This is a genomic window from Sorangium sp. So ce145, assembly GCF_051525985.1.
Classification (GTDB): Bacteria; Myxococcota_A; Polyangia; order Polyangiales; family Polyangiaceae; genus Sorangium; species Sorangium cellulosum_B.
Window position 1 is genome coordinate 12,063,500 of record NZ_CP150315.1, and the last position, 13,168, is coordinate 12,076,667.

The following is a 13,168-nucleotide window of genomic DNA, read 5'->3' on the forward strand; positions in this document are numbered from 1 at the left end:
GCTAGTCCTGCGGCTTGAACGCGTTCAGGTTGAAGTAGAACGTGCCGCAGAACTCGGCGGGCCCGACCTCCTCGGCGGCTCCGCCGCGCGCCAGCTCCTGCTCGACGAGGCGGTGGGCCAGCGGCGCATCCGCGTACGGCACGTGCTGGGTCGCGACGCGCTGCTCGACGAGCTCCTTGCAGATCGGCTCGAGCGGCCGCTTCGGCGGCCCGAGGTCTCTGCTGTCGATCACGTAGTAGCCATCTCCATTGCCGTTGATCACGACGAGCGTGAACGGATCATCCGTCATCTTCTTCATGTCACCTCTCCTGAGAAACGCGTTGGAACGTCTCCACATCGCTCGGCGATGGCGCAGAGCTCGCGCCACCGCCGGCGCACCGACTCGACCGCACGAGATGGACCGGTTTGTCGTCCCAGGTCCGCTCGGAGCGGTCAACGCACGCCGTGTGCCAGGGGCAGGGGGCGCTCGATGTCTCGAGATGTCGCGCTCCACGCGCCGGCAGAATCAGCCGTTCGCCGCGAAATGCGGCCCATTTCTCTGTGACATGTCACGGACTGCAACGCCGCATGTCACGGATCGCAGCGTGACATGTCACGAATCGCGGCGTGACATGTCACGAATCGCGGCGTGACATGACCCACGCCGCGCATCGGCCGATGGGCGCACGCCGAAAGCGAAGCCGCGGCGTCCCTGGTCGAGGGTGGAGCCCTGGTAGTCCACCGGCGTAGATGGGCCACGATCTACCGGAGGAGGTGCGAATCGACCGCGAGGAGGCGTGTTTCGTAGCCGCGCTGCGGCGACTTCTGCATAGGAGGAAAGTAAAAAGAATGATATGCGATAACCATGGGGCTGCGGTACGAGCCTGAGTGCACGCGACCTCGTGAAGTAATTTAATAATATTCCGGTATCAAGAGACTCGTCTCGCTTGTCGGAAACCGCCATGCCACCGACCCGAAACTCGCAACTGCTGGAGCGTGTCCCCCCGTCGGGCGCGCGAGCGCCTGCCCCGGGAATCGGTGCTGTGAGCGCTGCGCCTCCATCGGATCGGACGGGATCGCAATCCTTGCTCGATGCGCTGCTCGCCGCCGGCGTCGACACCTTCTTCGGTGTCCCCGGTGGGCCGATCATCCCGCTGTTTGATGCCATCCTCCGATCGCCCAGGGCGCGCCTCGTCGAGTCGCGGCAAGAGACGCACGCTGCCTTCGCGGCCGTGGGGTACTGGCGCGCGACGGGCAAGGTGCCCGCGGTCGTCGTCACCGCAGGACCGGGCGCCACCAACGTCGTGACCGGCACGGTCTCGGCCCATCTGGAGGGCGTGCCCATGCTGATCATCTGCGGCGACGTGGCCTGGGAGGGCTCAGGGGCGAGGCTCTTGCAGTCGATGGGCAGAGAGGGAGTCGGGATCGAGGAGATGCTGCGCAACGTGACGCGCGCCATGGTGCGCGTCACGTCGGCCCGGGCTGCCGCGTCCCAGGCCATGGCCGCGCTCAGGGCGGCGAGGAACCCAGGCCATCCGGGCCCGTCCTTCATCGTCCTGCCGATGAACCACGGGGTCGCCACGACCGGGCCGGCGCAGATCGCGTGGAATCCGGTCTCGACCGCGGAGCACGTCGAAGAGTCGGTCATCATCGACGCCGCGGAGCGGCTCGCGCGCGCGCGCCGCCCCCTCGTGGTGATCGGCGCCGCGTGCCGTCCCCACGCGGAGGCAGTGGAGCGGATGGTCGAGGCGCTGAACATCCCTTTCATGACGACGCCGCAGGCCAAGGGCATCCTCAGTGAGGAGCACCCGCTCTCCCTCCGCAATGCCGGCATGGCGGCCTCCTGGTGGGCGCGCCGCTACACGGCCGGGGGCGTCGACACGGCGCTCGTGCTCGGGACCGACCTGGACGACTGCTCGATCGGACCCACGCACCCCATCGGCCCGGGCGGCGTCCTCATCCATGTGGACACGGACGCACGGGTCTTCAACCGCAACATCCCGACGGAGCTCATGATCGCCGGCGATCTCGCGACCTTCGCGCGGCAGCTCCATGACGTCGCGAAGCGACTCAATCTCCGGAGCCTGAACGCCGCGGCGCCACTCGCCGAGGCGAAGCGGTGCTCGCCGTTCGACGCCGAGGGATTCCGGGAAGACGCGTCGCCGCGCGTCGCGCCCCACCGCGTCATCGCCGACCTGGAGAGGGCCGCGCCCGGCGCCACTTTCATCACCGACATCGGCGAGCACATGCTCTTTGCGCTTCATTACCTGACGGCGCGGGGACCGGATCGCTTCCTCATCCACCTCGGCCTCGGGAGCATGGCGTCGGGCATCTGCTCTGCGATCGGATACGCGCTCGGCGATCGCTCGCGGAAGGTCGTCTGCATCTGCGGCGACGGCGGCATGCAGATGGCGGGGAGCGAGCTCCTCGTGGCGATCAAGCTGGGCCTGCGAATCGTGTATGCCGTCTTCAACGATGCTCGATACAACATGGTATATCACGGCTATCGCCAGCTCTTCGGCCGCGACGCGAGCTGGGACACGCCGTGCGTCGACCTGGTCGCGTGGGCGCGTTCGTTCGGCGCCACGGCCGCGCTCATCGAACGACCCGGCGAGATCACCGCCGAGTTGCTCGATCGGCTTACCGCGAGGGGGGGGCCCGTCGTGCTCGACATCCGGCATGACGCGGACATCAGGATCCAAGGCGCCGGCCGGGTCGAGGCGCTCCAGCAGATGTCGTCCCTGTCGAGCCCCGCGTAGAGTGGGGCGGCCGGCGAGCACACCAATGCACGGAGGACTGCACCGTGATACGAGGCAGCACGATACTCGGGCTCGGGGCCTACATCCCCGACGAGGTCAGGACCAACGCCTTCTGGCCGGACTCCATCGTGAAGACGTGGCACCGGTGGGAGAAGAGGATCGTCACCCCAGGCGTCGATCCAGGGGACGCCCCGGCGATGCACCCCGTGCTCGCGGAGGAGACCGCGAAGATCGAGGGTGATCCCTTCGCGGGCATGCGAGAGCGCCGGGTGGCCTCGCCGGAGATGCGCCCTAGCGAGATGGAGATCCTCGCCGCCAGACGGGCGCTGGAGGCAGCGAAGGTCAGGCCGGAGGACATCGACCTACTCCTCACCTTCTCTTTGCCCGCGGACACGGTCTCGGTGTCCACCTGCTTCCGGGTCCAGCACGCGCTGGGTCTCAAGAACGCTCGGAGCATGGGGATCAACGCGTTCTGTCACAGCTTCATGACGATGATGGATATGGCCCATCAGTACATCGCGAGCGGCGCGCTCCAGCGCGTGCTCTTGGTCGTCTCGACGAAATACAGCGACATCATGGACTACACCTCGTCGATCTCGGTCGCCGCGGGCGACGGGGCGGCTGCGGCGGTGATGGGGCCCTGTCCGGAAGGCAAGGGGGTCCTGCTCTCGCGGCAGTTCACGGACAGCTTCTTCCATGACTCGATGCTCGTGCTGCGCAGGGCGCCCCTGCGCCCGAAGGCGCGCGCATACGCATTCGGGGAGACCCAGACGGAGGAGCGATTCTATTTCACGATGCATCAGCCGGAGGTCGCCCGCGCGGCCGTGGCGGCCGTCCCGCTCTGGGGAGAGCGGCTCCGGGCCGAGTTCTTCGGAGGAGGCCGCTTCGCGCCCGGGCAGGTCAATCTCCTGGTGACCAACGCAGCCATGGTCTGGTACTCGCCGGTGATCGCCAGGATCTTCGGCATTCCACTGGAGCGGATCGAGGACAACATCCTCACGCTGTCGAACATGGGAGCAGCGAACTTGCCCATCAGCCTGTTCACGGCGCTGGAGAAGCGCCGGATCGGGGACGGGGACCTCGTGATGCTCATGAGCCATGGAGGCGGGGCCTCCTTCGGGGGCATCATGCTGAGATGGCACGCGTGAGCGAGCCGGAGGGCTCGGCGTCGCGCGCGCCGCGCAGCCGAGCTCGCTGAGCGGGTTGTTTCGGACAAGCTGGCCGAGGAGTATCCGGAACATGTGAAGGTGATTCGCCGCCCGGATCTTTATCGCGGGAGGCTAAAGCATTTACTCGACGTACTCGGCCCTGCTCCTCTCGTGCGCCTCACGCTCGACCATGCGGACCGTGCGATGTCCCTGTTGCCAAGGCATCTGGGGACTGGATCGCATCGAAATAATGCAGGTTTCACTCGCCGCATCCTGGCGCTGGCTGCGTATCCGGCGCGCCTCATCGGCAGTAGCCCCTTGCAGATCTCGAGCGCGGCGCAGTTGTTCTCGACGAGAAAGCGGCCGGTTGGGCCACGCCGGAAGCTAGCGCGGTCGAGCATCGACCCGAACCAATTGAAATCATTAACCTTCATGCCCATTGCTTCGCGGCACCAGGGAAGTCTTGGAGGCACGTCCAGCGGGAGACGAGTGCGACTCATGTTTTTGTGGAGGCACGTCCAGCGGGAGACGAGTGCGACTCATGTTTTTGTGGAGGCACGTCCAGCGGGAGACGAGTGCGACTCATCTTTTTGTTGGAGAGGGGCCAGCGGGAGACGGGTCGACCCGTGTTTTGTTGGAAGCACATCCACCGGGAGACGGCTGCGACCCGTCTCCATGCTGGCGAGGGGCCAGCCGGAGACGGCTGCGACCCGTCTTCATGCTCGAGGCGCATCCACCCGGACACGGGTGCCACCCATCTCCCGCATGGGCGAGCCAGCTCCTGCCCACGGCCGGCGCCCTCATCGCGCCGCCCAGATGGCGAGGAGCGCGTACGCGATCGCCACGGCCTGGATGATCGCGAAGCTCAGGAGCCCGGTCGGCAGGAAATCGAAGAAGCCGAACCGGATGGGCCTGCCGTCGACGTCCCGCAGGTCGGCTCGCTCGGTGAGCGCCTGCGCGAGCGGGCCCGACGTCGCGGCGGTCAGGAAGAGCGAGCTGCCCGCGCAGACGGACAGGGCGAGGCCGACGTACACGGCGGGCGCGGGCAGCCGCTCGGCGAGCGACTCGGCCACGTCGAGCAGCGCCGCCATGCTGGGGCCCGCCGAGAACAGCCCCGTGAGCACGCCGGCGAGGACGAGGAACGCGACGAGCTGCAGCGACGGGGCGACCGGGAGCCGCGCCAGCGAGCGCGAGACCTCCTCGAACAGGCCGGTGCGCCGCACCGCCGCGACCATCACGAAGAGCGAGAGCAGGAAGAGCACCGCCTCGATGTCGAGCCCCGTCCGCGCGAGCCGCTCGCCGAGCCTGCGCGACGCGAGCAGCGCCGCGCCGGTGCCGAGCCAGCACACGAGCTCGGGGCCGACGCCGAGCTCCGCGGGCAGGAACAGCCACGCGACGACCATCGCGCCGAGCGATACCGCCGCCGGCACGAGGAGGCGCCGGTCGGTCCGCACCCGCCGGTGCAGCGCCTCCATGGCCGCGCGCGTGAGCCGCGCCGAGACCGGATCGCGCGGCACGCCCGCGGTCGGGCGCACCACGGCGCGCACGACGAGGAGCAGCGCGGCGAGCGCGCAGAGCGTCGCCGGGGCGGCGCGCGAGAGGTAGCCCCCGAACGTCATGCTGCCCCGGCCGAGCAGCAGGATGGCCGGGAAATCGCCGATCGGCGTGGCGGCGCCGCCGAGGTTGCACGCGACGAGCAGCAGGCCGAGCAGCCAGGAGACGTACCGCTGGCGCGTGCCCATCAGCTTGAGCAGCACGTGCAGCACCGGGAGGACGAGCACGAGCGCCGTGAGGTTGTTGACGACGCCGCTCACGACGTACATCGCGATCGAGAACACCAGGAGGACGCGGAAGGGCTCGGCGCCGCTCAGCCGCGTCGCCGCGACGGCGAGGCGGTCGAAGAGCCGCGAGGCGGCGAAGAGCTGGGACAGGAGCCCCAGCGTCACGAGGATGACGAGCACGTCCCACGGCACCTCGGCGAGCAGGAGCGGCGTGGTCGCGACCCCGAGCAGCGTCGACGCGAGGCAGGCGAGGCCCGCGCCGCCCGTCACGATGAGCACGCGGCGCGACGGCAGGAGCGCCTGGAGCAGCAGCGCGCCGAGCAGGACGGCGAAGAGCGCGGCCTGGGGGGCCGTCACGTCGCCTCGATCGCCGGCGCGATCGCGCGCAAGTCGCCCGCGCCGGCGGCGGCGCCCTCGGGCGCGGGGCCGCGCGGGGCCGGCCCGACGAGGCAGGAGAAATCGGCCGAGCTCGTCTCGACCATCCAGCGCGGGTACACCGTCATGGGCCGGCCGAGGATGTCCCAGCCGATCAGCGAGCGGAACTGGGTCCGCACGTCGGGGCCCGAGACGCGCAGCCACGAGGGGCTCACGTGCGCCGCGTGCCCGTCGGTGCCGTAGACGAACGTGAGCAGCGCGCTCCTCCGCCCAGCCCAGCGGTGGAGCTCGGACAGACCCACCGGCTCGATGAGCCCGTCGTAGTTCGCGAGCACACGGCCGAAGTCCGTGTCGAGCCCGCCCGCGTCGGTGACGAGGCCCGCCTCGACCCCGGAGAGCCGCGGCACGAGCGCGTCGAGGCAGTCGGCCTCCAGCCCCACGACGAGCAGCCGGGTCACGCCGCGGAGCGCGTCGAGGACGCCTGCGACGTCGAGCGGCGCCTCGGCGCCGCCGGAGAGCCACTGCTCGGCGACGAAGTCGAGGACGGGGAACTCGCGCCCGAGCTGGTCGCGGGCCTCGCGCGCGAGCGGGGCGCCGCCTTCGCCCATCAGCTCGCGCAGGAACAGCCGCGCCGCCGAGCGCATGCCCAGCTCGGCGGCCACCATCCGGAACGCCTGTCCGAGCGCCGGCGGCAGCGCCATCAGGCCGGCTCCGCCCCGGCGCGGGCGCGCTCGGCGCGCGCGAAGAGGGCGTCGAGCAGGCAGACCATCGCGGCGTTGGCGAGCGCGTGGTGCGGCGGGCCGTCGGTGAGGCAGTCGACGAGCGCCGCGAGCTCCGGCGAGCCCTTCGGGGCGAGGCGCGTCAGCGGCGCGAGCGGGATGGCCAGCGGGTAGTCGTGCTCGCTGCCGCGCGCGAGGTGCGGCGGCAGGCGGATCGGGACGGGCAGCGACTCGCCGCTCGGCGCGCCGCCCTCCGGCGGGCCGAGCTCCTCGAGCAGCAGACCGAGCAGGCAGACCAGGGTGTAGCTCGCGCCGCGGTGATGGACCGGGCCCTCCCCGACGATGCACCGGACGACGAAGGCGCGCTCCTCCGCGTCGGGCATCCAGGGGGCGAGCAGCGCGTCGAGCCTCGCGGGGCGGAGGAACGCGGACACCACGGAGGAGGGCAATGAAGGGTAGCGATGGCCGGGCTCGCGAGGCGGTCGGGGCGGAGGCATGAGGGCACTTCAGCGTAGCTGCCCGGAAGGGCCTGGATCCAGGCCTGATCTCGCGCGCCGGCGCCCCGTGCGCCCGGGCGCACGGGCCGCCTCGCGCTGGCCTTCCGCCGTGTCGCACAACCAGAGCGGCGGCGCTCGCACCTAACCGCTCACATGGCCACGCGACCTCCTCGACAGCCGCTCTCGACCCTCCTCGCCCTCTGCACGCTCGCGGCGATCCTGGGATCCAGCCACGCGTACAGCGGCGGCGTTGCGGAGCAGGACGCGAATGCTTCCGTTCACGCAGAGCGCGACCACGCGCAGGCGCCTCCGCCGAGCTGCGCGGGCGGCACACCCGGCGCCGACGACCGCTGCGGCCTCGGCCACGACGACGACTGCTGCGCCAGCCTGCCCGTGCCCGGCGGGACGTTCAACCGGCTCAACGATCCCCGGTATCCGGCGAGCGTGAGCAGCTTTCACCTCGACAAGTACATGGTCACGGTCGGGCGGTTTCGCCGCTACCTGGAAGAGACCGGCGGCCCGACGCAGGCGAGCCCGCCGCCGGCTGGCGCGGGGGCGCACCCGAAGATCCCGGACAGCGGATGGGACCCGGCCTGGAACACGATGCTCCAGGTGACCACGGCCGAGATGAAGCGGGCGCTCGTCTGCGATCCTTACGGCTGGCCGACGTGGACCGACGCCCCGGCCGCGAACGAGGACAAACCCATCGTGTGCGCGACATGGCTCGAGCTGTTCGCGTTCTGCGCGTGGGACGGCGGGCGCCTGCCGACCCAGGCCGAGATGAACTACGCGGCTGCAGGCGGCGACGAGCAACGGCTTTATCCGTGGGGCTCTTCCCCCATCACCTCCGAAGACGCCGCCTTTTGCTGCCAGGGCGAAGGCACGACGTCGCTGCCCTGCGAGGACGCGTTTCCCCCGTGGAGCCTCATCCACTGCACAACGGACGATCTCGCGCCCGTCGGCTCCTTTCCCAGGGGAGCGGGGCGCTGGGGCCAGCTCGATCTCGCCGGCGAGGCCTACAAGGTCACGCGCGACGCCGCCGACGACGACCGCCCGCTCGTACCGTGCGACGACTGCTCCCGCCTGGACAACCACGCTGCCCTGCGCGTCGCGCACGGCGGGAGCTTCGTCGCCGCCGGATACCGGCAGACGACGACCTACCGCGCACCCTACGAGACCGATGGCCGCCACTACTATGTATCGGCGATGTGCGCGCGTGACCTGCCAGGGCCGTGAGCCCTCCGCGCAGCCATGGCTGGCAGCACGGAGGGCCTCGGCTACCTCGTTTCGTCGCGGCCGCGAGGGAGCGCCCTCGCGCTCTCCGCGCGCCGCGCCCTCGGCGGTGGCCGCTGGCGGCGCCCGGGGCGCTCATGTGCTTCAGTGCTCACGGCCGGGCGCGGTCGCCGGTGCCTCCGCCGGTGGCGCTGTGGCAAACTGCCCCGCTGCGCGGGGCCTTGCGGCATGAACTCCGGCGGCCGGCGAGTGCTAGAGTTGCCGCCACCCATGCTCGACAAGCTCGACATCGCCCGCGCCCTCCGCGAGACGGGCACGCTCCTCCTGATCAAGGGGGAGAACCCGTTCAGAGCGCGCGCTTACGAGACGGGGGCCGAGGCGCTGGAGCAGCTCACGGACGACCTCGGCGCGCTCGTCACGAGCAAGAAGCTCACCGGCATCAAGGGCATCGGCCCGGCGCTCGCCGCCCAGATCGCCGAGCTCTACCAGACGGGGCGCTCCGCGCAGCTCGAGGAGCTCCGCGCCGAGCTGCCCAGCGGCGTGCTGGAGCTCGCCCAGGTGCCGGGCATGAGCCTCAAGCGGATGAAGGCGCTCCACGAGGCGCTCGGCATCGGCAGCGTGGAGGAGCTGAAGAGGGCCTGTCTCGCCGGGAAGGTCCGTGCGGTGAAGGGCTTCGGGGCGAAGACCGAAGCGAGCCTGCTCGAGGGGATAGCCCGCCACGAGGCGCGCGACGAGCGCGTCCTCCTCGTCGACGCGCTCGAGGCGGCCGAGCCGCTCCTCGCCCACGTGCGCGGCTGCGAGGCGACCGAGCAGGCCGATCTCGCGGGCTCGATCCGGCGCTGGGAAGAGACGGTGGCCGGCATCGATCTCGTGGCCGCGGCGGACGACGCCGCGCAGGTGATCGACTGCTTCGTCCGGTCCCCGCAGGTCGCCGAGGTCGAGGAGCGCGGCGACGCGCGCTGCAGGGTGAGGCTCTCGGGCGGCCTGCGCGGCGAGCTCCTCTGCGTGCCGCCCCGGGACTACGCGGCCGCGCTTCACCACCGGACGGGGGCGCCCGAGTACCTCTCGGCGCTCGGCGCGCTCGCGCGCGAGCTGGGGCTCACGCTCGACGAGAGAGGGCTCTCGCGGGGCAAGAAGCGCCTCTCCGTGAAGACGGAAGAGGACCTTTACGAGCACCTCGGCGTCCCGTACATCGCGCCCGAGCTCCGCGAGAGCGCGGAGGACATCGTCGCCGCCATCGAGCGCGCCGCGCGGGCGGGCCGCGAGGGCGAGCTCGTCGAGCAGGGCGATATCCAGGGGATGGTGCATTGCCACACGGTGTACTCGGACGGCAAGAACACGATCGAGGAGATGGCCCTGGAGGCCGAGGCGATGGGGATGAAATACCTCACCATCACCGATCACTCGCCCGCCGCCCATTACGCGAACGGCGTCGGCCTCGACCGGCTGAAGCAGCAGTGGGACGAGATCGCCCGCGTCCAGGAGCGCGTGAGCGTGAAGCTCCTCCGAGGCACCGAGTCGGATATCCTCGAGTCGGGGAGGCTCGATTATCCGGACGCGATCCTGGAGCAGCTCGACGTGGTCATCGCGAGCATCCACTCGCGCATGAAGATGGACGCGGACCAGATGACGCGCAGGCTCGTCAGCGCCATGCGGCTGCCGGTCTTCAAGATCTGGGGGCACGCGCTCGGCCGGCTCATCCAGCGGCGCGAGCCGTTCGCGTGCCGCGTCGAGGAGGTGCTCGACGCCGTGGCCGAGTCGAGGGCCGCCGTCGAGGTGAACGGGGACCCGTACCGCCTCGACATGGAGCCCCGGTGGATCAAGGAGGCGCGCAAGCGCGGTATCCGCTTCGTCATCTCGACGGACGCACACTCGACGCGCGCGCTCCACAACCTGCGGTTCGGTGTGGGGACCGCGCGGCGAGGCGGCCTCCGCCGGGGCGAGGTGCTGAACGCGCTCGGCCCGGCCGCGTTCCAGAAGGCGGTCCAGCCCGCCTGATCGCCTCCCGGATCGCGCCTCTGAGCGTGGCAGCGTGCGGCCCGGACGCCGCGAAGGACGCTTCGGTCCAGAGGTCGGCCGTCCGCGGCAACCCTGCGCGGCCCACGTCGCCCATGCGACGCGCGTGACGCGCGCGTCATCGCTGGCACCACCTCGACAGACGGTGCGCGTCGTGTGACCGTTGAGCTGTCATGCCAATGCCCCTGCCGACCCCCGCGCCCGCAGAGAACATCGTCGCTCTCATCGGGCACACCCCGATGATCCAGGTGACTCAGCTCGACGCCGGCCCGTGCGAGCTCTTCCTCAAGATGGAGAGCCAGAACCCGGGCGGTAGCATCAAGGATCGCATCGGCCTGTCGATGATCGAGGCGGCCGAGCGCGCCGGTCAGCTCGGGGGCGAGCGGCGCCACGTGGTCGAGGCGACGGCGGGCAACACCGGGCTCGGCCTGGCGCTCGTCGCGGCGCAGAAGGGCTACCGGCTCACGCTCGTGATCCCGGACAAGATGAGCCAGGAGAAGGTGTTCCACCTGAAGGCGCTCGGCGCGCAGGTGGTGATGACGCGCTCCGACGTCGAGAAGGGCCACCCGAGCTATTACCAGGACCTCGCCGCCCGCATCGCGCGCGAGGAGGGCGCGTTCTACGTGAACCAGTTCGAGAACCCGGCGAACGCGCTCGCCCACGAGACCGGGACGGGCCCCGAGATCGACGCGCAGCTCGATCGAAGGATCGACGCGATGGTGTGCGGCGTCGGCTCCGGCGGCACCATGACAGGGCTCTCGCGCTACTTCGCCAAAGCGCAGCCGCGCTGCGAGATGGTGCTCGCCGATCCGGAGGGCTCGGTGCTGGCGGGTTACGTCAAGACCGGCAAGCTCGGCAAGGCGGGCTCGTGGCTCGTGGAGGGCATCGGGGAGGACTTCCTCCCTCCGATCCTCGACCTCTCCCATGTCAAGCGCGCTTACACGATCTCCGACCGGGAGAGCCTGGAGACGGCGCGGCTGCTGCTCTCCAGGACGGGCATCCTCGCCGGCTCGTCGTCCGGGACGCTGCTCGCGGCGGCCCTGCGTTATTGCCGCGAGCAGTCGTCGCCGAAGCGCGTCTGTACCCTCGTCTGCGACAGCGGCAACAAGTACCTGTCGAAGATGTACAACGATTTCTGGATGGCCGATCAGGGCTTCACCGATCGCGCGCCGACAGGGGATCTGCGCGACGTGATCACGCGCCGCCACGCCGACAGGGCGGTGGTCACGGTGCAGCGGTCGGACGCGCTCCTCGTGGCCTATGCGAGGATGAAGCTCTACGACGTGTCGCAGCTGCCCGTCCTGGAGGACGGCAAGATCATCGGCATCCTGGACGAGTCCGACCTCCTCCTCGCGGCCGTCGACGACGTGACGCGCTTCCGCCAGCCGGTCGAGGCCGCGATGACGACGCGGCTCCGGACGGTCGACGTGCGGACGCCGATCCGGGAGCTCCTTCCGATGTTCGACGCGGGGCTCGTGCCGATCGTGACCGATGGTGACGAGTTCGTCGGGCTGGTCACCCGCATCGACCTGATCAACTACCTGCGACGCCGGGTGAAGCTGCACGAGGTGTGAGCCGCGCGCGCAGGCGATTCCCGCTTTGGCCGTCGCGCCGGGCGGGCGCAGCGCGAGCGCCCGTCGGCGTGCCTTGTGCGGGCGGCGGGCTCGTGGTGAGCTGTGCGCCATGCAGGTGGCGCACGGAGCTCTCGTGATCGACCTCGCCACGGCGCGGGTGGTCGATCTGACGCACCCGATCACCCCGGAGATGCCGCTGTTTCCCGGCGACGAGCCCTATGCGCCGGAGGCGCTCAGCACCATCGAGGAGGACGCGTATTGCTCCAATCGGTTCTCGATGGCCGAGCACGCGGGCACCCACGTGGACGCCCCGGCGCATTTCACGGCCGGGGCGGCGACCGTCGAGCAGATCGCGCCGGAGCAGCTCGTCGGAGCGGCGGCGGTCGTGGACGTGACGGCGGCCGTGGCGGCCAGCCCGGACCACCGGGTCACCGTGGACGATCTCCGGAGCTGGGAGGCGCGGCACGGCGCGCTCGGCGCGAGGCATATCGTGCTGATCCGGACGGGCTGGGGGGCTCGCTGGTCCGATCCGGCGAGGTACCTGAACCAGGACCCCCAGGGTGTCATGCACTTTCCCGGGGTGTCCGTGGAGGCGAGCCGCTACCTGCGCGAGCGCGGCGTGCGCTGCATCGGTATCGATACGCTGTCGACCGACCCGGGGCAGAGCGAGACATTCGAGCAGCACAGGGCCTTCCTGGGCGCCGGCGGCTACCACATCGAGAACCTGGCCAATCTGGAGCAGCTGCCCGAGGCCGGGGCGGTCGTCGTGGTCGCGCCGCTCCCGCTCGCGCGCGGCAGCGGCGCGCCGGCCCGGGTGCTGGCGCTGGTGCCGGCCTCCGGCGGCACGGCGAGCTAGCGCGGCGCGCATCCCCGGGCAGGATCGGGCGGCGGCCGTGGCGTTGCGCATTGCAGCGCGCCAGCACCCCTGGCTGCTTTCTGACCTGCCGCACGCGCCGCCTCACTTCCGCCCGGGGTACGGATCGGCGCAGGCACGCCCGCGGGCGCAGCGCGCGTCGTCCTGGCCCGCGCCGTGTCGCCTGTTTGCATACCGCCCCCCGTGACGGTCGTACGAGGTGCTGCTCGCCGC

The 13,168-nt window shown here is 70.6% G+C and carries 10 protein-coding genes; 6 read left to right on the forward strand and 4 right to left on the reverse strand.

The features are described 5' to 3' along the window. Position 1: 1 nt before the first annotated feature. Positions 2 to 298 carry a hypothetical protein gene (locus tag WMF34_RS44790; protein ID WP_044967295.1) on the reverse strand — a complete coding sequence of 99 codons (297 nt, stop codon included), beginning with the start codon at positions 296 to 298 and terminating at the stop codon, positions 2 to 4. A 643-nt stretch (positions 299 to 941) separates the two neighbouring features. Between WMF34_RS44790 and WMF34_RS44795 the strand changes: the two genes are divergently transcribed. Both WMF34_RS44795 and WMF34_RS44800 read left to right on the forward strand, forming a co-directional pair. Continuing rightward, positions 942 to 2,738 (forward strand): thiamine pyrophosphate-binding protein, encoded by a 1,797-nt coding sequence (locus WMF34_RS44795; RefSeq protein WP_437991649.1) that lies wholly within the window; start codon positions 942 to 944, stop codon positions 2,736 to 2,738. A 44-nt stretch (positions 2,739 to 2,782) separates the two neighbouring features. Beyond that, positions 2,783 to 3,886, forward strand: a complete 1,104-nt coding sequence (locus WMF34_RS44800; protein ID WP_012241367.1) for a 3-oxoacyl-ACP synthase III family protein — start codon at positions 2,783 to 2,785, stop codon at positions 3,884 to 3,886. A gap of 800 nt (positions 3,887 to 4,686) precedes the next feature. On the opposite strand, the gene WMF34_RS44805 is transcribed toward WMF34_RS44800, so the two are convergent. From WMF34_RS44805 to WMF34_RS44815, 3 genes are read right to left on the reverse strand one after another with little or no spacing between them, the layout of a single operon-like run. Then, complete coding sequence (locus tag WMF34_RS44805; protein WP_012241389.1) at positions 4,687 to 6,024, reverse strand: SLC13 family permease; 1,338 nt, start codon at positions 6,022 to 6,024, stop codon at positions 4,687 to 4,689. Next, positions 6,021 to 6,743, reverse strand: coding sequence for a hypothetical protein (locus tag WMF34_RS44810; RefSeq protein WP_437991650.1), 723 nt, complete (start codon positions 6,741 to 6,743; stop codon positions 6,021 to 6,023). Before WMF34_RS44810 ends, WMF34_RS44805 begins: the two co-directional genes overlap by 4 nt. Continuing rightward, positions 6,743 to 7,258, reverse strand: a complete 516-nt coding sequence (locus WMF34_RS44815; protein WP_437991651.1) for a hypothetical protein — start codon at positions 7,256 to 7,258, stop codon at positions 6,743 to 6,745. The genes WMF34_RS44810 and WMF34_RS44815 overlap by 1 nt, the downstream gene beginning before the upstream one ends. A gap of 153 nt (positions 7,259 to 7,411) precedes the next feature. Between WMF34_RS44815 and WMF34_RS44820 the strand changes: the two genes are divergently transcribed. The 4 genes from WMF34_RS44820 (at position 7,412) to WMF34_RS44835 (ending at position 12,937) form a co-directional block, all read left to right on the forward strand. Continuing rightward, positions 7,412 to 8,494 (forward strand): formylglycine-generating enzyme family protein, encoded by a 1,083-nt coding sequence (locus WMF34_RS44820; protein WP_437991652.1) that lies wholly within the window; start codon positions 7,412 to 7,414, stop codon positions 8,492 to 8,494. Positions 8,495 to 8,761: 267 nt separating this feature from the next. After that, positions 8,762 to 10,489: a helix-hairpin-helix domain-containing protein gene (locus tag WMF34_RS44825; protein ID WP_437991653.1), complete on the forward strand. Its 1,728-nt coding sequence runs from the start codon at positions 8,762 to 8,764 to the stop codon at positions 10,487 to 10,489. 197 nt (positions 10,490 to 10,686) lie between these two features. After that, positions 10,687 to 12,081, forward strand: coding sequence for a pyridoxal-phosphate dependent enzyme (locus WMF34_RS44830; RefSeq protein WP_437994708.1), 1,395 nt, complete (start codon positions 10,687 to 10,689; stop codon positions 12,079 to 12,081). Between the two features lie 109 nt (positions 12,082 to 12,190). After that, on the forward strand, positions 12,191 to 12,937 hold the full coding sequence (locus WMF34_RS44835) for a cyclase family protein (RefSeq protein WP_437991654.1): 747 nt from the start codon (positions 12,191 to 12,193) through the stop codon (positions 12,935 to 12,937). Positions 12,938 to 13,168: the final 231 nt, after the last annotated feature.

Excerpts from the sequence above, each read along its gene's own strand:
- WMF34_RS44825 (WP_437991653.1), top strand. The coding sequence starts at position 8,762 with ATGCTCGACAAGCTCGACATCGCCCGCGCCCTCCGCGAGACGGGCACG.
- WMF34_RS44795 (WP_437991649.1), top strand. The coding sequence starts at position 942 with ATGCCACCGACCCGAAACTCGCAACTGCTGGAGCGTGTCCCCCCGTCG.
- WMF34_RS44790 (WP_044967295.1), bottom strand. The coding sequence starts at position 298 with ATGAAGAAGATGACGGATGATCCGTTCACGCTCGTCGTGATCAACGGC.
- WMF34_RS44820 (WP_437991652.1), top strand. The coding sequence starts at position 7,412 with ATGGCCACGCGACCTCCTCGACAGCCGCTCTCGACCCTCCTCGCCCTC.
- WMF34_RS44830 (WP_437994708.1), top strand. The coding sequence starts at position 10,687 with ATGCCCCTGCCGACCCCCGCGCCCGCAGAGAACATCGTCGCTCTCATC.
- WMF34_RS44815 (WP_437991651.1), bottom strand. The coding sequence starts at position 7,258 with ATGCCTCCGCCCCGACCGCCTCGCGAGCCCGGCCATCGCTACCCTTCA.
- WMF34_RS44810 (WP_437991650.1), bottom strand. The coding sequence starts at position 6,743 with ATGGCGCTGCCGCCGGCGCTCGGACAGGCGTTCCGGATGGTGGCCGCC.
- WMF34_RS44835 (WP_437991654.1), top strand. The coding sequence starts at position 12,191 with ATGCAGGTGGCGCACGGAGCTCTCGTGATCGACCTCGCCACGGCGCGG.